The sequence below is a fragment of the Streptococcus constellatus genome, assembly GCF_902167705.1.
Taxonomy (GTDB): Bacteria; Bacillota; Bacilli; order Lactobacillales; family Streptococcaceae; genus Streptococcus; species Streptococcus constellatus_A.
Genome location: NZ_CABHMZ010000027.1, coordinates 14,865 through 34,908 on the forward strand (window position 1 = coordinate 14,865; position 20,044 = coordinate 34,908).

Annotated in this window: 23 protein-coding genes and 1 pseudogene; 20 read left to right on the forward strand and 4 right to left on the reverse strand. The window is 39.2% G+C overall.

The features are described from left to right. Positions 1 to 101: 101 nt before the first annotated feature. Genes FQ204_RS08210 through FQ204_RS08225 form a run of 4 tightly spaced genes read left to right on the forward strand, consistent with a single transcriptional unit; the run spans position 102 to position 2,640 of the window. Positions 102 to 1,040: a S41 family peptidase gene (locus tag FQ204_RS08210; protein ID WP_144210549.1), complete on the forward strand. Its 939-nt coding sequence runs from the start codon at positions 102 to 104 to the stop codon at positions 1,038 to 1,040. A gap of 59 nt (positions 1,041 to 1,099) precedes the next feature. After that, complete coding sequence (locus tag FQ204_RS08215; RefSeq protein ID WP_144210551.1) at positions 1,100 to 1,516, forward strand: GNAT family N-acetyltransferase; 417 nt, start codon at positions 1,100 to 1,102, stop codon at positions 1,514 to 1,516. Positions 1,517 to 1,528: 12 nt separating this feature from the next. Further along, positions 1,529 to 1,990: a GNAT family N-acetyltransferase gene (locus FQ204_RS08220; protein WP_144210553.1), complete on the forward strand. Its 462-nt coding sequence runs from the start codon at positions 1,529 to 1,531 to the stop codon at positions 1,988 to 1,990. After that, positions 1,987 to 2,640 (forward strand): RpiB/LacA/LacB family sugar-phosphate isomerase, encoded by a 654-nt coding sequence (locus FQ204_RS08225; RefSeq protein WP_144210555.1) that lies wholly within the window; start codon positions 1,987 to 1,989, stop codon positions 2,638 to 2,640. Before FQ204_RS08220 ends, FQ204_RS08225 begins: the two co-directional genes overlap by 4 nt. Before the next feature lie 122 nt (positions 2,641 to 2,762). Here the strand turns inward: FQ204_RS08225 and FQ204_RS08230 are convergent, their stop codons facing one another. After that, on the reverse strand, positions 2,763 to 2,966 hold the full coding sequence (locus FQ204_RS08230; protein WP_144210557.1) for a cold-shock protein: 204 nt from the start codon (positions 2,964 to 2,966) through the stop codon (positions 2,763 to 2,765). 191 nt (positions 2,967 to 3,157) lie between these two features. Here FQ204_RS08230 and FQ204_RS08235 point away from each other — a divergent pair, with 191 nt between their 5' ends. The 9 genes from FQ204_RS08235 (at position 3,158) to FQ204_RS08275 (ending at position 10,433) form a co-directional block, all read left to right on the forward strand. Further along, positions 3,158 to 3,394, forward strand: a complete 237-nt coding sequence (locus tag FQ204_RS08235; protein ID WP_144210559.1) for a DUF2829 domain-containing protein — start codon at positions 3,158 to 3,160, stop codon at positions 3,392 to 3,394. Next, entirely contained in the window at positions 3,387 to 4,085 is a 699-nt protein-coding gene (locus tag FQ204_RS08240; RefSeq protein ID WP_144210561.1) for a 3-oxoacyl-ACP reductase, read from the forward strand. Before FQ204_RS08235 ends, FQ204_RS08240 begins: the two co-directional genes overlap by 8 nt. A gap of 7 nt (positions 4,086 to 4,092) precedes the next feature. Beyond that, positions 4,093 to 4,875: a GNAT family N-acetyltransferase gene (locus tag FQ204_RS08245; protein WP_144210563.1), complete on the forward strand. Its 783-nt coding sequence runs from the start codon at positions 4,093 to 4,095 to the stop codon at positions 4,873 to 4,875. After that, a complete protein-coding gene (locus FQ204_RS08250) occupies positions 4,850 to 5,293 on the forward strand; it encodes an ASCH domain-containing protein (protein ID WP_144210565.1) in 444 nt (147 codons plus the stop codon). Before FQ204_RS08245 ends, FQ204_RS08250 begins: the two co-directional genes overlap by 26 nt. 451 nt (positions 5,294 to 5,744) lie before the next feature. Continuing rightward, complete coding sequence (glmU, locus tag FQ204_RS08255) at positions 5,745 to 7,124, forward strand: bifunctional UDP-N-acetylglucosamine diphosphorylase/glucosamine-1-phosphate N-acetyltransferase GlmU (protein WP_144210567.1); 1,380 nt, start codon at positions 5,745 to 5,747, stop codon at positions 7,122 to 7,124. An 8-nt stretch (positions 7,125 to 7,132) separates the two neighbouring features. Then, positions 7,133 to 7,684, forward strand: coding sequence for an NUDIX hydrolase (locus FQ204_RS08260; RefSeq protein ID WP_144210569.1), 552 nt, complete (start codon positions 7,133 to 7,135; stop codon positions 7,682 to 7,684). Positions 7,685 to 7,694: 10 nt separating this feature from the next. Beyond that, positions 7,695 to 8,003 carry a cell wall synthase accessory phosphoprotein MacP gene (gene macP, locus FQ204_RS08265; RefSeq protein WP_003025491.1) on the forward strand — a complete coding sequence of 103 codons (309 nt, stop codon included), beginning with the start codon at positions 7,695 to 7,697 and terminating at the stop codon, positions 8,001 to 8,003. A gap of 51 nt (positions 8,004 to 8,054) precedes the next feature. Next, positions 8,055 to 8,747: a 5'-methylthioadenosine/adenosylhomocysteine nucleosidase gene (locus FQ204_RS08270; protein ID WP_144210571.1), complete on the forward strand. Its 693-nt coding sequence runs from the start codon at positions 8,055 to 8,057 to the stop codon at positions 8,745 to 8,747. Between the two features lie 144 nt (positions 8,748 to 8,891). After that, positions 8,892 to 10,433 carry an ABC-F family ATP-binding cassette domain-containing protein gene (locus tag FQ204_RS08275; protein ID WP_144210573.1) on the forward strand — a complete coding sequence of 514 codons (1,542 nt, stop codon included), beginning with the start codon at positions 8,892 to 8,894 and terminating at the stop codon, positions 10,431 to 10,433. Between the two features lie 150 nt (positions 10,434 to 10,583). Here FQ204_RS08275 and FQ204_RS08280 read toward each other — a convergent pair whose 3' ends face one another. After that, a complete protein-coding gene (locus FQ204_RS08280; RefSeq protein WP_144210575.1) occupies positions 10,584 to 11,387 on the reverse strand; it encodes a peptidylprolyl isomerase in 804 nt (267 codons plus the stop codon). A gap of 241 nt (positions 11,388 to 11,628) precedes the next feature. On the opposite strand from FQ204_RS08280, the gene FQ204_RS08285 reads away from it, so the two are divergent. From FQ204_RS08285 to FQ204_RS08295, 3 genes and pseudogenes are all read left to right on the forward strand, one after another. Next, on the forward strand, positions 11,629 to 12,072 hold the full coding sequence (locus tag FQ204_RS08285) for a hypothetical protein (protein WP_144210577.1): 444 nt from the start codon (positions 11,629 to 11,631) through the stop codon (positions 12,070 to 12,072). 108 nt (positions 12,073 to 12,180) lie between these two features. Next, positions 12,181 to 12,389 (forward strand): annotated as a pseudogene (locus FQ204_RS08290) (PspC domain-containing protein). 87 nt (positions 12,390 to 12,476) lie between these two features. After that, positions 12,477 to 14,774, forward strand: coding sequence for a DNA translocase FtsK (locus FQ204_RS08295; RefSeq protein WP_144210579.1), 2,298 nt, complete (start codon positions 12,477 to 12,479; stop codon positions 14,772 to 14,774). A gap of 182 nt (positions 14,775 to 14,956) precedes the next feature. Here FQ204_RS08295 and FQ204_RS08300 read toward each other — a convergent pair whose 3' ends face one another. After that, positions 14,957 to 15,805: a MurR/RpiR family transcriptional regulator gene (locus FQ204_RS08300; RefSeq protein ID WP_144210581.1), complete on the reverse strand. Its 849-nt coding sequence runs from the start codon at positions 15,803 to 15,805 to the stop codon at positions 14,957 to 14,959. 169 nt (positions 15,806 to 15,974) lie between these two features. On the opposite strand from FQ204_RS08300, the gene FQ204_RS10735 reads away from it, so the two are divergent. From FQ204_RS10735 to FQ204_RS08315, 4 genes are read left to right on the forward strand one after another with little or no spacing between them, the layout of a single operon-like run. Continuing rightward, the gene (locus tag FQ204_RS10735) at positions 15,975 to 16,505 is read left to right on the forward strand and encodes a Gfo/Idh/MocA family protein (protein ID WP_260843574.1); all 531 of its coding nucleotides are present in this window, start codon (positions 15,975 to 15,977) and stop codon (positions 16,503 to 16,505) included. After that, positions 16,466 to 16,957 carry a Gfo/Idh/MocA family oxidoreductase gene (locus tag FQ204_RS10740; protein ID WP_260843575.1) on the forward strand — a complete coding sequence of 164 codons (492 nt, stop codon included), beginning with the start codon at positions 16,466 to 16,468 and terminating at the stop codon, positions 16,955 to 16,957. The genes FQ204_RS10735 and FQ204_RS10740 overlap by 40 nt, the downstream gene beginning before the upstream one ends. Then, the gene (locus FQ204_RS08310; protein WP_260843576.1) at positions 16,957 to 17,484 is read left to right on the forward strand and encodes a heme-binding protein; all 528 of its coding nucleotides are present in this window, start codon (positions 16,957 to 16,959) and stop codon (positions 17,482 to 17,484) included. The genes FQ204_RS10740 and FQ204_RS08310 overlap by 1 nt, the downstream gene beginning before the upstream one ends. After that, positions 17,484 to 18,536: a Gfo/Idh/MocA family oxidoreductase gene (locus FQ204_RS08315; RefSeq protein WP_144210583.1), complete on the forward strand. Its 1,053-nt coding sequence runs from the start codon at positions 17,484 to 17,486 to the stop codon at positions 18,534 to 18,536. The genes FQ204_RS08310 and FQ204_RS08315 overlap by 1 nt, the downstream gene beginning before the upstream one ends. Before the next feature lie 427 nt (positions 18,537 to 18,963). On the opposite strand, the gene FQ204_RS08320 is transcribed toward FQ204_RS08315, so the two are convergent. Continuing rightward, entirely contained in the window at positions 18,964 to 20,037 is a 1,074-nt protein-coding gene (locus tag FQ204_RS08320; RefSeq protein WP_144210585.1) for a PTS sugar transporter subunit IIA, read from the reverse strand. Between the last annotated feature and the right edge of the window lie 7 nt (positions 20,038 to 20,044).

Consider the following 20,044-nt stretch of genomic DNA (forward strand, 5'->3'; position numbering starts at 1 on the left):
AAAAATGTAAGAAATAATTGTAAATTGTAAGATAGAGCTAAGGCAATTGGCTCTATTTTTCCATATAATAGGGATAATAAAGTAAGTGATGGAGGAAATAAATGAAAAAGGGGTGCATTGGTTGTCTAGGTGTGCTAGGAGTATTGCTTTTAGCGGTATTGGGAGCAGTGTTACATTTTGGACCTAATTATGATATCTATCTTCTGCCACCTAGTCCAGAGCAGTACGCAAAGTCTGCTCTAAATAAGATGAATTCTGCTCTTTATATTGATGAAAATTGGTCACAAGAAAAGGAAAAAGCATTAAAAGAAGTCAAATCTGCCAAAACGTATGCAGATACCTATCCAGTTCTAAAGAAAATGACAAAACGATCGGGAGGAAAGCATTCTTATTTTTATACACCGAAGGAATTTAGGAGTTCACAAAAGGAAGAGAGCCGGCTTCCTATCATAAAAAATGAGGATGGCATTCTTTACTTGAAATTACCTCCTTTTATGGGAAACGAGAAAGAGGCTAAGACTTATCGTACAATGTTACATCAGGCATTGACAAAGGAAACTTACAAGGGAGTAATTGTGGATTTGGAGAACAATACCGGTGGTAATATGTATCCTATGATTGGTGGATTAGCTACTATTTTGCCTGGCGGGACTCTCTTTCAATTTGAATATGCAAATGGGCAAAAAATAGCTACTACTTTATCACAAATATTAGCAAGCAAGCAGACAGAAAAAAATAGTTCCCAAAGAATTCCAATAGCAATTTTAGTCAATGGTAATACAGCTAGTTCTGGCGAAATGACGACATTAGCGTTCAAAGGCTTACCAAACGTTAAAATTTTTGGTAAGCCAACAGCTGGTTATACAACAGGAAACATGGTTTATTCTCTTTATGACGGGGCAACAATTCAGCTGACGGTCTCTCGGATTGTTGACCGAAAAGGGAACCGTTATGAGAATAATCCTATCGAACCAGATGTAACTACAGCCACGCCATTGAATGACGCTAAAATTTGGCTACAAGAGCAAATGTCGAAATAATCTCTAAACAGCGATTACCGCTGTTTTTTGCTATAATAGAAAGAAAAAGAGGTGCGAATATGATACGACCAGCAGAACTTTCAGACGCAGCAGCTATTCAGGAAATCAATGCAACTGCTCTCGGCTATGATTTTGGTTTGATAGAAACGTTTCAGAAACTATCAGAACTGTTGGATAGGTCAGATCATTTTATCTTGGTAGCAGAAAATGCGGCAGGACAGATTGTCGGTTATACCCACACTTGCCGTTATGATTGCCTTTACTTTTCATCCTTGCTTTTAGCTGTTGCTCCAGATTTTCAAGGGCAGGGATATGGCAAAGCGCTTATGCAGGCTGTGCGTGAAAAAGGTTCAGCTACAGGCTATGCAGGTATTCGCATAAACTCTGGCATTTCTCGAACTGCAGCCCATGAATTTTATCGAAAACTGGGCTGTGAGGAAAAAGCTGATCAGAAACGTTTTTATTGGGAATTTTAAGAAAGGAAATCCATGAAAATTGAACCATTAAGTCAAAACAATGCAGAAGAAATTGCGAATCATTGGCATTACGAAGGCATCTATGCTTTTTATGATATGCAAGCAGATCCTGAGGATTATGAAGAAATCTTATCTCCTGAAGCGCGTGGAAATCACTATTATCAGGTTCTCAAAAATGATGAATTATATGGCTTTTTTTGCCTGTTTCCAGTTGACAAGGACAAGCAGGAACTGGGTTTAGGTATGAAGCCAGAGTATTGTGGCAAAGGTAAAGGTAAAGAGTTTTTACAAACGATTTTACGGTTTATCGAGGAAAACATTTCAGCAAAAATCCTGACTCTCTCAGTAGCAGATTTTAATCAAAGAGCTCAAAGACTTTATCTCAAGTGTGGTTTCAGCGTGATCGGACGGCAACCTCAGGCGAGTAACGGGGATATTTACCTTTTTGTCAAAATGGAAAAGGAGTTGAAATGAGAATTGCAGTTATCCAAGGGTCTAGCCGGAAAAATATGAATGCTCTGCTATTTGACTCTGTGAAGAAAGCAGTCCAATCGTCTGATCAAGTACTGAATTTTGGCATTTTTGAGGACGAGGACGAGCAGTATTCTTATGTTGAAATAGCAATGTTGATTAGTCTCTTAATAGAAAGTGAAGCAGTCGATTTTGTCGTGACAGGATGCTCCTCAGGTCAAGGGATGATGCTGGCTTGCAATAGTTTGCCAGGTCTTTTGTGTGGTTATATAGAAAATCCTCAAGACGCATTTCTCTTTGGACGCATCAATGGAGGAAATGTCGCTTCTCTGCCATTAGGCTTAAATTTTGGTTGGCAAGGCGAATTGAACCTGCAATATACACTGGATAAATTATTTGATGGTGAGTTTGGTATTGGCTATCCTGAACATGAAGCCGCAAGAAAAAGAGTAGAAGCAAGTGCTTTAAAGGATTTGAACTGTTTGGCGAAACGCAGTTGGGAAGACTTATTAGAACAAATTCCAAAAGATATCCTCAACAAGCTGTTGCAAAGAAAGATAGTGATGAATGCCATTATAAATAATGGAAGCAATAAAGAGTTCATCCGTTTGCTGAAAGCGAAAGCAGATAAAATGGACATAGATAAAAAGTGAAGTTAGAGATTTGATTTTATTTGCGATTTTGATGGTCTATAGAAAAAGTTGAGCTTGACTTCTGTTGCAGCTATCGTTATTTGAGCCAAGAAAAGAGACTGGAAATTCCAGCCTCTTTTGTCTTATGCTAATTTTGTAATATTGACTGCTTGAAGACCACGTTGACCTTCTTCAATGTCAAAAGTTACTTTTTCGCCTTCGTTCAGTGATTTGAATCCGTTGGATTGAATCGCTGAAAAGTGAGCAAAAACGTCTGGTCCATTTTCTTGTGAAATAAAGCCGAAGCCTTTTTCAGCATTGAACCATTTTACTGTACCTTGTGCCATACATCTTACTTCCTTTCTCTAAAATGTTGCGTAAAAAATAGAAAAAGTAAAGATGAAAAACAAAAATACTCACTCAAAATTCATTTACTCTTGCTAGTCTAACAGAAGTAGCAGTAAAAAGCAAGGAAAAGCCAGCGATTGGCAATATATTTTGCTATACTAGTAATATGAAAAGCAGAAAGAGGTATATCATGACATTTGAAGAAATTTTACCGGGTTTGAAAGCCAAGAAGAAATATGTCCGCACAGGCTGGGGCGGGGCAGAGAATTATGTTCAGCTTTTTGACAGCATTGAGCAGAACGGCGTGGCACTTGAAGTGACGCCTTACTTTCTTATCAACGTGTCAGGCGAGGGTGAAGGATTTTCCATGTGGAGTCCGACGCCTTGTGATGTATTAGCAGATGACTGGGTGGAAGTCTATGACTAGGACGGTTTTGGTGACAGGTGTTAGCTCAGGGATTGGTCTGGAACAAGCTCGTCTTTTTTTGGAAAATGGCTGGCGCGTATACGGTGTAGACCAGTCTGAAAAACCAAGTTTGACAGGGGATTTTCATTTCCTTCAACAAGACTTGACGCTGGGACTTCAGCCAGTTTTTGACCTGTGTCCACAGGTAGATGTCCTCTGCAACACAGCTGGGATTTTAGATGATTACAAGCCCTTACTGAAGCAGACTGCTCAAGAAATTCAAAAAATTTTCGAGATTAACTATATAACACCAGTAGAGCTAACTCGTTATTATCTGACGCAGATGTTGAAGAAACAATCAGGCATCATCATCAATATGTGTTCGATTGCATCTAGCTTAGCTGGCGGTGGCGGTCATGCTTACACTTCTTCTAAGCATGCTCTAGCAGGATTTACCAAGCAGTTGGCACTAGATTATGCGGAGCAGGGAGTGCAAGTTTTTGGGATTGCACCAGGCGCAGTTAAAACAAGTATGACAGCAGCGGATTTTGAGCCGGGAGGCTTAGCCCAGTGGGTGGCAGACGAAACTCCCATCAAGCGTTGGATAGAACCAGAAGAAGTCGCCGAGCTGACCCTCTTTCTCGCCTCAGGAAAAGCCCAATCCATGCAGGGGGAGATTATCAAGATTGATGGTGGCTGGAGTTTGAAGTGAGGTCATGATGAAAGTAATAAAAACAATCCCTAACCCGTTTAAGAATTGGTCAAAAAATATGGTTCGTTATGGCTTAGAAGCTGGGTTAGGGCAGTTTTATACAAATGAAGACGAGACTGCCATTTTGTACGAACAGGGAGATTTTCTCTTTTTGGCTGGGCAGGCAGATTTGGCATTGCTGGAAGATTATAGGGACTTTTGTGAGCCGGACTACCGCATCCTCATATCAGAAGAGGCTTCTTGGCAGGTCTGCTTGTCCTCTTGTCCAGCCTTATCTCCCTTTACCCGCTATGCTTTTAAGGATGAGGCAGATTTTGATGACAAGGTGTTGAAAAACATCGTGGAGCAGTTATCGGAGCAGTTCTGTATGGAGGCAATCAATCAAAGAACCTATCAAGAACTGGCTCAGGAAGAATGGTCTCAGGATTTGCAAGGGAATTTTGCAACTTTTAAAGACTTTCAGGAAGGCGGAGCTTTTGGCTTTGTGATCCGAAAGGGTGAAGAAATCGTCGCTGGGGTCTCGACAGCACTTGTCTACCAAAAAGCCATTGAAATTGAGATTGCAACGAAACCAGCTTATCGACAGCAGGGTTTAGCCACTGTTCTTGGGGCCAAGATGATTTTGGCATCCCTGCAGCGCGGCGTTTTTCCGCTCTGGGATGCCCACAATGAAGCCTCGAAGAAAATAGCTGAAAAGCTAGGTTATCAATGCTTAGGAGCTTATCCAGCTTATGAGTTGAAATCAGTAACAGATAGGAGAAACCATGACACCAGAACAATTATGGAATGAATACAAAACAATCAACCCCGCAATCGGTGATGACATTGATACTTGGGCATTTGGTGTAGAGCCAGATCAGCTGGCGGATTTAGTTTTGAAAGGAGAGAAGACCGCGACGGCTTCTGCCTATGAACTTTATGAGATGGACAAGGAACCTTTGCCTCAAGCAGGAACCTTTGATGTGATTTTAGACGGTCAGGGTCAAGCTGTCTGTATCATTAAAGTGACCAAGGTAACGGTTGTCCCCTTTAACCAAGTCTCAGCAGACCATGCCTTCAAAGAAGGTGAAGGAGACAAATCTTTGGCTTATTGGCGGCAGGTGCATGAAGAGTTCTTCACGGAATGGATGACTGAAGCTGGCTTAGCTTTCTCAGAGGAGACAGGCGTGGTCTTGGAGGAGTTTTGCAAGGTTTATCCGATAGATTAGAAGATTGTGCCTTATCATTCACTCAGAAAAAATCCAACACGAACAAGGAATTTTTCCCAGCCTCCTATGACAGCTGGCAAGGATAACCATGGATTCTGACTTCTCCCAGATAAAAGGAGACAAATTTCTCATGGAGGAAGTACCTATTTGTAGCAAAATCCGAATTTTCACATAGAGGATTTATGTTTTTTTGATAAGTCACGAACTTTTTCATGTGGTCTGGACTTTTTATGAGCAAAAAATCAAATTTCCTGTGGGAAATGGTTTTTTTGAGAAGAAAGAAGGTATTTTTCCATGAAAACGGACTTCTCTAGAACAGTTTGGGGAACTTTTCAGACAGATTTATTCGGAATAGACAGCCGAACGCCCTATTTCTTTTTTAATTCCTCATTTAAAAAAATTTTGTTTAATGATATAATAGTAGTGACATCTTAGAGAAAAGAGACGATTTATGACAAACTATGCAATTATTTTAGCAGCTGGAAAAGGTACTCGTATGAAATCAGATTTACCAAAAGTGCTTCACAAAGTTGCTGGAATTTCGATGTTAGAACACGTATTTAGAAGTGTTGCTGCCATTGCACCAGAAAAGACTGTGACAGTGGTCGGGCACAAAGCAGAGCTGGTGGAGCAGGTATTGGCGGGGCAGACAGAGTTTGTTCGTCAAACGGAGCAATTAGGAACTGGTCATGCTGTGATGATGGCAGAGCCTGTGCTGGAAGGTTTGGCAGGGCAAACATTAGTCATTGCAGGAGACACTCCGTTAATCACAGGAGAAAGCCTGAAAAATCTGATTAACTTTCATGTCAACCACAAAAATGTTGCAACGATTCTGACAGCAGAAGCGGAAAATCCATTTGGTTATGGGCGGATTGTCCGTAATCAGCACGAAGAAGTGATCAAAATTGTGGAGCAAAAGGATGCTTCGGATTTTGAAAAGCAAATCAAGGAAATCAATACAGGAACGTATGTTTTTGATAACGCTCGTCTTTTTGAAGCCTTGAAAAATATCAATACCAACAACGCGCAAGGAGAATACTACATCACAGATGTAATCGGCATTTTCCGTGAGAATGGCGAAAAAGTCGGCGCTTATACTCTGAAAGATTTTGATGAAAGTCTTGGTGTCAATGACCGCGTGGCATTGGCAACGGCAGAAAGTATTATGCGTCGCCGAATCAACCAAGCTCATATGGTGAATGGGGTTAGCTTTGTAAATCCAGAAGCGACTTATATTGATGTAGATGTACAGATTGAACCAGAAGTACAAATTGAAGCCAATGTTACCTTAAAAGGTCAAACAAAAATTGGCGCAGGCAGCATTCTGACAAATGGTACGTATATTGTTGACTCTGTTATCGGTGAACAAACGGTTATTACCAATTCTATGATTGAAGAATCTACAGTTGCAGACGGTGTAACGGTGGGGCCTTACGCTCATGTTCGCCCAGGTTCAAGCCTTGCTAAAAATGTACATGTTGGTAATTTCGTTGAAGTCAAAGGTTCTTCTATCGGTGAAAATACCAAAGCTGGACATCTGACTTACATTGGTAACTCTGAAGTGGGTGCGAATGTCAATTTTGGTGCTGGAACGATTACAGTTAATTATGATGGACAGCATAAGTTTAAGACCGTCATTGGGAACAATGTCTTTGTCGGTTCTAATTCGACCATTATTGCGCCAGTAGAACTTGGGGATAATTCTCTTGTAGGTGCAGGTTCAACCATTACCAAGGATGTGCCAGCTGATGCAATTGCTCTTGGTCGTGGTCGTCAGATTAATAAAGAAGAATACGCTAAACGCTTGCCGCATCATCCAAATAATAAGTAGGAATTGCTATGGATTTTGAAGAAAAAACACTAAAACGGACAGAAATTTACCAAGGACCTATTTTTAAACTTGTAAAAGATGAAGTTCAGTTGCCAGCAGGGAAAGGAACTGCTTACCGTGATTTGATTTTCCATAATGGAGCGGTGGCAGTTATCGCGCTAACGCCAGAAGACAAAATGATTTTGGTTAAGCAGTACCGCAAAGCTATTGAAGCAACCTCTTATGAAATTCCAGCTGGAAAGTTAGAGGTTGGTGAAAATGCAGATCCAAAGACTGCAGCTTTGCGTGAATTAGAAGAAGAAACGGGCTATACAGGTGAGTTAGAACTGCTCTATGATTTCTATTCAGCGATTGGCTTCTGCAATGAACGAACCAAACTTTATAGCGCTAGCCATTTGACAAAAGTTGAAAATCCTCGTCCACAAGATGAGGACGAGACCTTAGAACTCTATGAAGTGACCTTGGAAGAAGCGAAAGCTCTCCTTGCTAGTGGTGATATTTGTGATGCAAAAACCATTATTGCACTTCAATATTGGGAAATGAAAATGAATCGAAGATAGGGGAACGCTCATGGGAAGACCTTTATTAACAGATGAAATGATTGAACGGGCAAATCGTGGTGAAGATATTTCAGGTCCACCTTTGCATGATGAGGAAGAAACCAAAATTTTAAAAACGACCAGAAGTCAGTTTGGTTATTCTTCTCCAACCAGTGGCTTTAATCAAGATACGCTGCAAATTGACGTAGAACCAACGGTGACCAAAAGTCGACGCATTGAGAATGCAAAACGCGGAGTATTCCAAGCGAAGTTAAACAAAATTCTATTTTGGATTGTCCTGCTTTTGATTGCTTTGATTGCTGCTATTATTTGGCTATAAAAAGCGATAAGCCCGACTTTCGCTTTTTTTGTGATAGAATGAGAGGAAATAATGAAAATCGGAATTATTGCGGCCATGCCTGAGGAACTAAAAATCTTAGTGGAAAACTTGGAAAATGCCGAAAAACACTTACGTTTGGGACATGTGTATCATACGGGAAGTATCGGTCGTCATGAAGTTGTGCTAGTGGAAAGCGGAATTGGCAAGGTTATGTCTGCTATGAGTGTGGCTGTTTTGGTCAATGAGTTTAAAGTGACGGCTGTCATCAATACAGGTTCTGCTGGTGCGGTAGCTGAAGGTTTGCAAATCGGCGATGTTGTGGTTGCTGACCGGCTAGTATACCATGATGTAGATGTAACAGCGTTTGGCTATGAATACGGCCAAATGGCGCGCCAGCCACTTTATTTTGAAGCGAGCCGTTATTTGGTTTCTGAGATGAAAAAGATTTTAGAAAAGACACATCAGACGAGTCGTATCGGTTTAATTGCGACAGGGGATAGTTTTATTGCGGGGCAGGATAAGATTCAAGCCATTAAGCAGCATTTTCCAGATGTTTTAGCGGTAGAAATGGAAGGAGCAGCCATTGCGCAAGCAACCCATTCTATCGGTCTGCCTTTTATGGTCATTCGTGCTATGAGTGATACAGCTTCTCATGACGCCAATATCAGCTTTGACGAATTTATCCATGAAGCCGGCAAACGGTCAGCTGAAACATTGATAGCGTTTTTGAAAGAGCTAATTTAAAGAATGAGTTGGCAAGTGAAAGTAAGTCTGGAAACGGTTGTCTCAGCCCTTTTCTCTATTCTTGCCAATTTAATCAAGAAGATGATATAATTTTTGAAGTGCAGATTCTGTCTCACACCCAATAAATCAGAAAGTTTTGTAAGAATGAGTATTTTAGAAGTAAAAAATTTGAGCCACGGTTTTGGTGACCGGGCTATTTTTGAGGATGTATCGTTCCGCTTGCTTAAGGGCGAGCATATCGGCTTAGTTGGGGCCAACGGCGAAGGGAAATCCACCTTTATGAGCATTGTAACTGGTCAATTGTTACCAGATGAAGGCAAGGTTGAGTGGTCCAAATATGTGACTGCTGGCTACTTGGATCAGCATGCTGTATTGAAAGAAGGTCAATCCGTGCGTGATGTGTTGCGGACTGCTTTTGATGAACTTTTCAAGACTGAAGCTCGGATCAATGAGATATATCTGGCTATGGCAGAAGACGGAGCTGATGTTGATGCCCTTATGGAAGAAGTGGGTGAGTTGCAGGAGCGATTGGAAAGTCGAGACTTTTATACTTTAGATGCTAAGATTGATGAGGTAGCTCGTGCTTTGGGGGTTATGGATTACGGTATGGAAACGGATGTCACCTCTCTTTCTGGAGGACAGCGAACCAAGGTGCTTTTAGCGAAACTGCTTCTTCAAAAAACAGACATTTTGCTCTTAGATGAGCCCACCAACTATTTGGACGCAGAACATATTGATTGGCTCAAGCGCTATCTGCAAAACTATGAAAATGCTTTCGTACTCATTTCCCACGATATTCCTTTCTTAAACGATGTAATCAATATCGTTTATCATGTGGAAAATCAAAACCTGACCCGCTATTCTGGTGATTATTATCAATTCCAAGAAGTTTATGAGATGAAGAAATCTCAGCTGGAAGCAGCTTACGAGCGCCAACAGAAGGAAATTGCTGATTTAAAAGACTTCGTAGCGCGCAACAAAGCTCGGGTGGCTACCCGCAATATGGCTATGTCCCGCCAGAAAAAATTAGACAAAATGGAGCTGATTGAATTGCAGGGTGAGAAGCCTAAGCCTTCCTTTGACTTCAAAATGGCTCGTACACCAGGGCGCTTTATCTTTCAAGCAGAAGAGTTGCAAATTGGTTACGATCGTCCATTGACAAAGCCTCTTAATCTAACCTTTGAGCGCAATCAGAAAATCGCCATTATCGGAGCAAATGGGATTGGAAAAACAACTCTCTTAAAAAGTTTGCTTGGAATCATTCCTCCTCTTGCTGGTCAAGTAGAACGTGGAGACTATCAGGAATTGGGCTATTTTGAGCAGGAGACAGCTGGTGGTAATCGTCAGACCCCTCTGGAAGCTGTTTGGGATGCTTTCCCCTCACTCAACCAAGCAGAGGTTCGTGCTGCTCTGGCTCGTTGTGGACTGACTTCAAAGCACATTGAAAGTCAGATTCAAGTTCTTTCAGGTGGTGAGCAGGCTAAGGTTCGACTTTGTCTCCTCATGAACCGAGAGAACAATGTTTTAATCTTAGATGAGCCTACGAATCACCTCGATGTGGATGCAAAAGATGAACTCAAACGCGCTCTCCAAGCGTACAAAGGCAGTATTCTCATGGTCTGCCATGAGCCCGACTTCTACGAAGGATGGGTAAATCAGATTTGGGATTTTAATCAATTAACGTAAGGATAAAGAAAACATGGAGTGGGACAAAAATCGGTATTTCATAAGAAATCAAATTTGTTGTCCTACCACACTACTCAACTACTGCGTATTGAATGTTATTCTAGAAAGTAAACGAGTCTGGAACATTTATGTTCCAGACTCGTTTTGTGATTATTTTTTAAATGTATAATCCTTGATGACTTCAATTTTCTCAATTTTGATTTCTTTTTTGGGCTTGTCGTTTTCGCCTGTCTCGGTAGCAGCGATTTTATCAACAACCTCCATACCAGAAATGACTTGCCCAAAGACAGTGTAATTGCCGTCTAAACTTGGATTTCCACCTTTTTTATAGGTTTCAATGATTTTTTCAGGATAAGTTGTGCTAGAGAGTTGATTAGAACTGTCCTTGGTGTTTTGGTTGATAAAGAATTGACTGCCGTTGGAATTTGGATTGGAAGAACGAGCCATAGCTAATGCACCACGGATATTGTAGAGATAAGGTGAAATCTCTGTTTTAAAGCCACTTCCAGAGTCAATGTTAGAGTTTTTGCCTTTCCAAATGGACTCACCACCAGTCCCGTCTCCTTTAGGATCTCCTGTTTGAATCATGAAATCCTTAATGACACGATGGAAAGTTACGCCATTATAATAACCTTCTTTAGCATGCGTTAAGAAATTTTCAACTGCAAGTGGAGCATATTTTGGAAAGAGCTTCAAGGAGATAGCACCTTCAGTTGTGGTTATTTTCACTTCTGCTTCATCGTCAGCGACCTTGTCAGACAGCTGTGGGAAATGAGCATTTTTATCTGTCAAAGCAGCTTTTTGCTCTTCTTTTTGTTTTTCAGCTGCTTTTGAGCTGGATTCGGAAGCAAGACGTGAGTCTACATAGTCATTCCCTCTGATAGCTCTTTGTAAGTTTGTACAACCTGTCAAAAATAAACCAGCAGCCAGTCCTAAGATAAGTAATTTTTTCATAAATTTCCTTTCTGAATGTTGAACTATTCACATTTTACTATAAATAAAAGCCTTTTTCAAACCTTTTGAGAGGTTTTCCCTGCTAACTGAAAGGCACTATCGGGCTACTTTTTTGATGTAAAGACAGTTCAATCGTTTAAAGTATGAAAACATTTTCTTATGAAAAGTTTTGTAAATTTGCTTACGAGAAAAAATTTTTTGTGCTAAAATAACGTTTATCAACAAAGAAATGGAGTATTTGATGCCTAAGAATTTTAAGGAATCATTATTTTTTACAGCCCTCATGTGCAGTATGATGGTATTTGGAATGAGCATTTGGAACCTGTCCGTTGTAGGACAATTTTCATGGGCTCATCTAGCAATGGGATATGTCCCTGGATTGATTACCGCTTTTCTCTTAGATTTACTTGTAGCGGGACCAGTTGTGAAGGGACTTGCTTTTAAATTTTTAACGGAACGCCATAAAACTTGGCAGAAGATTCTCGTCGTTTCAGGCGGTATGGTTCTGATTATGGTTTCACTGATGTCTCTTTATGGTATGCTTTTTAACGGCGTGCCGCTTTCAGTAGCCAATTATCTAGGAGCTTGGTTGACCAATTTCATTGTGGCTTTTCCCTTGAATTTTCTGATTGTCGGACCAATTTCTCGCTTTATTCTAGGTCAATTGCAACAGCAACTTTTTTAATCTTGCTGACGATGAACGTTTGACAATTGGTTCATGGAAATTCTTTATGATATTTATTTAGTGGTAAAATTTTTATGTTATAATAGATTTATAAAGGAGGGGCAGAGAATGGCTAAACGATTGACAAGAGATGTGCGAAATAAGAAAATTGCGGGTGTCTGTGCAGGCATAGCAAATTATTTTGACATTGATCCTACCATTGTACGACTGATCTGGGGAGTAGCATTTTTGTATATGGAATCGGTCTGATCCCTTACTTGATTTTGTGGTTTGTCTTGCCAGAAGATGACGGAGACGATGATGTGATTTGGAAGTAAACAATGTTGTTTCAAAAGTGGAAGCATGGAGCTTTTGCTTTTTTTCTTGCATTGGATTAGTGTTCAATTTGTGGTATAATAAAGTTTATGGCAAATAAGAAAAATAGTAAAAAAGGTCGGACAACGAGACGACCTACAAAAGCAGAAATAGAGCGGCAGAAAGCCATTCGGAGGATGTTGATAACTTTCGGAGTAGCTTTTTTACTTCTTTTTGCAGCATTAAAATGGGGTGCTGTTGGAATCACTCTTTACAACCTTATTCGATTGTTAGTAGGAAGTTTAGCTTATATGGCTATTATAGCCAGTTTCACTTATCTTTTCTTTTTTAAGTGGGTCAATAAGCGTGAAGGCTATAAATCAGGCTTTTTCAGTATTTTTATTGGTTTGCTACTCATATTTCAAGCTTATTTTGTAAATGTTTTAAATTTAAAAGGACAGGTTCTGAGTACAACATTATCACGGATTTTAACAGATTTGACAGCTGTCAAAGTCAGTGCTTTTGCTGGTGGTGGTTTATTAGGAGCTGCTCTTTATACTCCTGTAGCCTTTTTATTTTCAAATATTGCCTCCTACTTTATCGGTGTTCTCCTGATATTGTTAGGAGCACTACTCATCAGTCCGTATTCGATTTATGATATTTTTGAAAAATTAAGCGAAGGTTATCATGCATGGAATGAAAAGCGAGAAGCGAAGCGCCAGCAACGATTTGTGGAAAAAGAAGAAAAAGCTGCACAAGAAGCGATGAATGCTATTCAAGTAGAGAAAGACGATCCACAAATTGATCCCGAAACGGGAGAAATTTTAGATGATGATGTTTTGGCGCACACTCCGATTCAGTTTGAAGAGGCAGATCCAGAAATCTACGATTACGATGAGGGGCTATCTGAGAAAACACACGAAGAAAATCGGCAAGATGATAGGGGTGAAGATGTGGAAGTCAATTTCACTCCTAAAGAAAGTTTAGATTACAAACTGCCAACAATCAATTTGTTTGCGCCAGATAAGCCTAAAAATCAATCAAAAGAAAAGAAAATTGTCCGCGAAAATATCAAAATTCTGGAAGAAACATTTGCTAGCTTTGGTATTCGTGCTGCCGTTGAACGTGCTGAAATCGGACCGTCTGTAACTAAGTACGAGGTCAAACCAGCTGTCGGAGTGCGAGTCAATCGCATTTCCAATCTGGCTGACGATTTGGCTCTGGCTTTGGCCGCCAAAGATGTGCGGATTGAAGCGCCTATTCCAGGCAAATCTCTGGTCGGAATTGAAGTTCCAAATTCCGAGATTGCGACGGTCACTTTCCGTGAGCTCTGGGAGCAATCTAAGACAGACGACAAGAAATTACTCGAACTTCCTTTAGGAAAGGCTGTCAATGGATCTGTTCGGACGTTTGATTTGGCAAAAATGCCTCATTTGTTAGTAGCAGGTTCGACTGGTTCGGGGAAATCTGTTGCGGTCAATGGTATTATTGCTAGTATTCTCATGAAAGCACGACCAGATGAAGTCAAGTTCATGATGGTCGATCCTAAAATGGTTGAATTGTCTGTCTATAATGATATTCCCCACTTGCTGATTCCTGTTGTGACCAATCCTCGCAAAGCGAGCCGAGCTTTGCAAAAAGTGGTCGATGAAATGGAAAATCGCTATGAGCTCTTTTCTAAGGTCGGTGCTCGCAATATCGCAGGATACAATGCCAAAGTAGCCGAGTACAATGCCAGTCAACCAGAATATAAACAAATTCCTCTTCCTTTGATTGTGGTTATTGTAGATGAATTGGCAGACCTCATGATGGTAGCTAGCAAAGAAGTAGAAGACGCCATTATTCGCTTGGGACAAAAAGCTCGAGCAGCTGGTATTCACATGATTTTGGCCACTCAGCGTCCGTCTGTTGATGTTATCTCTGGGCTCATCAAGGCAAATGTCCCGTCACGAATTGCTTTTGCCGTCTCTAGCGGAACTGATAGCCGAACGATTCTAGATGAAAATGGTGCTGAGAAACTCTTGGGACGTGGAGATATGCTCTTTAAGCCGATTGATGAAAATCATCCTGTCCGTCTGCAAGGATCATTTATTTCCGATGAAGATGTAGAGCGCATTGTCACCTTTGTCAAGAATCAAGCCGAAGCAGATTATGATGATAATTTTGACCCAGGAGAAGTATCGGAAAATGATATGGATTCAGGTAGTGAGAGTGAACAAGGGGATCCCCTCTTTGAAGAAGCCAAAGCTTTAGTCATAGAAACGCAAAAAGCGAGTGCTTCAATGCTCCAACGTCGATTGTCTGTCGGATTTAATCGTGCGACTCGGCTCATGGAAGAGTTAGAAGCTGCTGGCGTTATCGGCCCAGCAGAAGGAACCAAGCCAAGAAAAGTTTTATTGAATAATTAGAGAAGCTTTAATCCTAGAGGATGACAGAAAAAGATTTTCTATTCAAAAATTCCTTATAGGAAAATTGCATATTGCAAGAGTACCATTTGAAAAACGAACAATTCTGATATTCTAACGAATAGAAAATCGAAATTGCTCGTTTTTTTGTATGCTGTCTTTATCGTCTATTTCAGACTTATATTTTAATGTAAATCTTTCTTGGAGAGATTCTCAATAGCATTTTTTTGCTGGCGATTGCTAAAGTAATTTGAGGTGTAAAGGAGGCTATAGAGGCAATTTAAAATATAGTGCATGGCGGTTTGTGAATAATAGCCTCCTGCCTTATTGACGATACTTTCTTTGGCAGGAAACGTAATGTTTACATCAATCTTATCTTTAAAGGCTTTGGAAGAAATCAGAATAGTTTTGCTGTGTCGTGTCTGGATAAGCTCTAATTCTTGCGAGTAGGTGTTCAAGATATTGCCGGAGTAAGATAAAAACAAAATCACATCGTCTTTGTTAGAATGATAAATCACAGCGATGCTGTCATGAAATTGATTGACCATGATAGCTTGAATGCCAAGTTTTACCAACATGTTTGAAAAAGACAAGCCGATTAAATAAGAATCTCCAGCAGCAAAAATATAGACGCGTTTAGCTTTTGCAATTTGCTGCGCAGCTTTGGCAACCAAGTCCTGTGACACCGAAGCATAGCAAATATCGATAGCTTCCTTAGAAATACTGGCAACGCTTTTGAAGATATTCGCCGTATTTTCGCTCATGGAGAAAGGATTGTTAAAATCAACATGGCTTTTTGAAAAACGTTGTTTTTCGAGTTCGGCTGCTAAGGCAATGCGAAAGGCTTTGTAGCCAGCTACTCCGAGCTTTTTACAAAGACGATTGACAGTAGCATTTGACGTAAAAGATTGCTGAGCTAACTGAGAAATAGTTAGTTGCGGAATGTCATTTAAATGCTCTAAAATGTAGTTTGCAAGCTCTTTTTCAAGTTCGGTAAAGGTTGTTTGATTTTCCAAATCTGCAATAATTCCCATATCATGCTCCTTTTCTTTAAGTATATCAAAAATCATTGGAAAAAATGTCCGCAAAAAAGCTATCTAGGCAAAAAAATCGTGAAAATAATTTTCTAAATTAGCTCAAAAGCATGCTTTTTCAGATGACAAGGCGTAAAATAACAGTAGCAAGTCACAAAGGAGAAAAACGATGAAATTAGGCATTATCGGAGCAGGTTTGATTGTTGAAGAATTTTTACCTAAATTGGTTCAATTAGATCAATTGGAAATTTTGGGAATTCAGAGCGTTCCCAGTGATATGGACAAGCTAAAGCAGTGGTGCACAAGGTATAACATTCCTCTAGCCACCAGCGATTTTGAGGAATTAAGTCAGTCTGGTATTGATACCGTCTATATTGCTGTTCCTAATTTTTTACACGTTAGCTTTGTCGAAAAGGCATTAACAAACGGACTCAATGTCATTGTCGAAAAACCAATGACAAGCAATAGCAAAGAAGCGCAACATTTGAAAGAATTAGCACAATCTAAAGGATTGTTCTTGTTTGAAGCGATTACGACGCGTTATTTCAAAACCTACCAAAAAATCCGTGAATGGTTACCAAAAATCGGTCAGATAAAATTAGTCGAAAGCAAGTACAGTCAATTTCTCGTCGTTACGATGCTTTCCAAAAAGGTGAGATTTTGCCTATTTTTGACCCAGCAAAAGCTGGCGGTGCCATGATGGACTTGAATCTCTATAATTTGCATTTTGTCATGGGACTTTTTGGTCAACCAGAAGCGCAGCATTATTTTGCAAATGTGGAACGTGGGATTGATACAAGCGGGGTTGCTGTGTTGACCTATCCAGACTTTATCACGATTTGTTCAGCAGCAAAAGACAGCAAGGGAAAATCTAGCAGCCTGATCCAAGGAACAAAAGGCTACATTGAAACAAGGCTATCTCCAAATCTCGTGGGAGAAGTAAAATTAGTCTTAAATGACGGTAGAAAAGAAAGTTTTGATGATGGTTCGTCACAAGCAAGACTCATTCCAGAATTTCAAGCATTTGTCAAAATAATCAATGACAATGATTTGGAAACTTGTTATAATGAACTTGAAGCTAGCCTTTCTGTCAGCAAGGTACAAACCCAACTGCGTAAAGAAGCAGGAATTATCTTTCCAATGGATAAATAATGATGGCAAATGAAACGATTTTAGAGACAACAAAAGGCTATTATAAAACTGAACATCTGGAGGAGTTAGAGAGACTTGAAAATCAGCTGCGCTTTCAAACCTTTGAAAGCCAAGAGGCGCTAACTTTGGGCGAAAAAATACTCAGAAATGTAGAGCAAACTGAGAAAGTTGCTATTCAAGTTATTAGAGTATCTGACCAACTGCCGATTTTCCAATATATTGGCGACCAAGCCAAAGGACGGAATCTATATTTTGTTCAAGCAAAGGTGGCAACAGTACTAGCAATAGGACATAATAGCCTTTGGGCTTTGGTAGCTCACCATGCAGGTGAAATCACCTTGACAGAAGAGGATATGATTTCACAGTTGCCTGTTAGCGGCGCCTTTCCGATTAAGGTGGGTGAGGAGTTGATTGCTGTAATTGGCATATCAGGATTGAAAAATGGCGATGACTTTCGCATCTTGATTGCCGGTATAGCAGACTACCTTTCTATTCAACTAAAGCAGTTTACAGGATTTTTGATTTAATTTGTAAAGGAGTTGGTTATTACGGCAACGGCAAAAGTACCAATCGTTACCATTTACCATTTTTAATGCGTCGACAAGATACTATTTTTGTAAAGACGATTTATGCCCCAACCTTGCGAGATGTTTGGGTTAGGTGGGAAGGGGCTCATTACACCGATAAGTTAGATGATATGTTGAATGACCCAGAAATTGATGTCGTTGTTGTGACAACACCTGCTCCAGCGCATTATGAGACAGCTAAGCAGGTCTTAGAAGCTGGAAAAAATCTTGTGCTTGAAAAGCCCTTTACCCAGTCTGTTAAGGAAGCACAAGAATTATTTGATTTAGCAAGAGAAAAAGGGCTCATGATACAAGGTTATCAAAATCGCCGATTTGATAGTGATTTTTTGACCACGCAAGCTGTGATTGCTTCTGGGAAATTGGGTGATTTATTAGAAGTCGAAATGCATTATGATTATTATCGTCCAGAAATTCCAGAGGGTGTTACTCATTATTCCAAGGATCAATCTTATATTTATAACCACGCTTGCCACACGGTAGATCAAGTCTTGTCTTATTTTGGTAAGCCAGACCATATTCATTATGATGTGCGTCAGCTTTTAGGTACGGGACGGATGAATGATTATTTTGACCTTGATTTTTATTACCAAGAATCAACGGATAAATTTAAGGTTGCTCCTGGTGGCTTAAAAGTTTCTGTTAAATCAAGTTATTTCAGAGTAAAAGAACGTCCAAGTTTTGTCGTTTACGGTCGCAAAGGTATGTTTGTTAAATACGAAAAAGACCCTCAAGAAGCTGATTTGAAGAAATTTCACCTACCAGATCATGATGATTTTGGCTTAGATAAACCAGAAAATTTTGGAACGCTGACTTATTACGATGACAATGGTCATTACCACGAAGAAGCAGTAGAAACTGTCGTAGGAGATAATGGACGTTTCTACGATGCTTTGTACGAAACCATCATCCATCACAAACCGGCTTTGGTAACAGAAGAACAAACCATGCTCCAAATGGAAATCTTAGAAGAAGCCACGAAAGATTTGAAATAATTATAAAAAGGGGTCTGGCTTGAACTGACCCCCAAAAATTGGATAATAGTTAAAGGATTTCGTTCTGCATTGGACAGGGCTGAGTCCTTTATTTTGTTTTGCTACGTTTGTTGTCGTAAAATAATGTTGTTTTATACGAACCATTCACCTACTACAACAATTATAAAGCCAAAAGATTTATTAGGTTTTTGTTTCTGAGAATACAATATTATCCATTGAGCGAGAGCCATTTTATGTAATTCTCGTTTTTTACATTTAAGATAAAGGTATACAGATACAGAAATAGAAAATCCAACTTGTGAGATGATTTTCTGAAATTAAGTTATGAGAAAAGTGACAATTTATTATTTGAAATAAGAAAAGGTAGGAAAAGAGAAGATATAAAACTATATATAGGAATTATCATTATGAAACCAAAGACAATACATTAGATTTCTGAAGATGGCATTTCACTTAAATTATCGTTAGAAATTGAATTTTGGATTAAATTCATGAAATCATCAAACGAGCAACATTTTTGAACCTTACTTAATATTTCTTGTTCAGAAAAAAGAGAAATTAATGCTTCATATAGACCTCTAAAGTGCCCTAAGTCTGATTCACGTATAGAGATTAATAATACTAGCTTAACCTCATTATTATTCCAAGTTATACCATTAGGTATTATTGAAATGGCAATTCCTGTTTTTATAGAGTCATTCACAGTCGAATGAGGTATTGCAATATTTCCAAATGAAGTGCTAGCAGCAGACTCACGTTTCCATACATTTTCTTCGAAGTTATCTAAAACATATCCTTCATTTTTTAGTTGAGCTGACATTAAATTAATTACTTGCTTTTTGTTGTAACTACTTGATAGAAGGTTAAATAATTTAGGGTTAAAATATTGTTTAATAGCTGTTTCGTAGTTTCGTCGCTTTAAAAATTCTTGATGCTTACTGACGATATTTTGAATTTCATTCAGTTGCAATTCCAAATTAATTGGACTAATATTTATTATTTTCATCCTACTAGTAAAGTTAATAGGTATAGTAGTGAATAAAATAATGTCATCATCTGTATGTTCAAAAGTAAATTTTTTCAATTCATCCACTGTTTCAAAATTTTGGGTAAATTCGAGTTGGTTTCCAAAAAATTTATGTAGTTGATTAAAAATATTATCAGAAATTGATAGATAGTTAGGACATAAGAGGATAGCTTTCAATAGTTTATCATTAGAGCTTCGCCTATCTAATTCTGAGCCAATATGAATTGCTAAAAATGCAATTTCATCTTTTGATATTTCAATATTAAATCTGTCCATTAAATCTAAGCCAATATATACTGCCATGTCAAAAATTAAAGGAGAACTTACTCGTAAAGTTTCTGATAATGGATTTTCAATTGTTCTATTTAATCTTGCTCGGAGTATTAATTTATTTAAATGAATTGAAAAAGAGGTTAGAAAAATTTGACTTGAAAGATCTATGTGGTACCTTTCTTTTAATAGAAAGATATACATTTTTCCA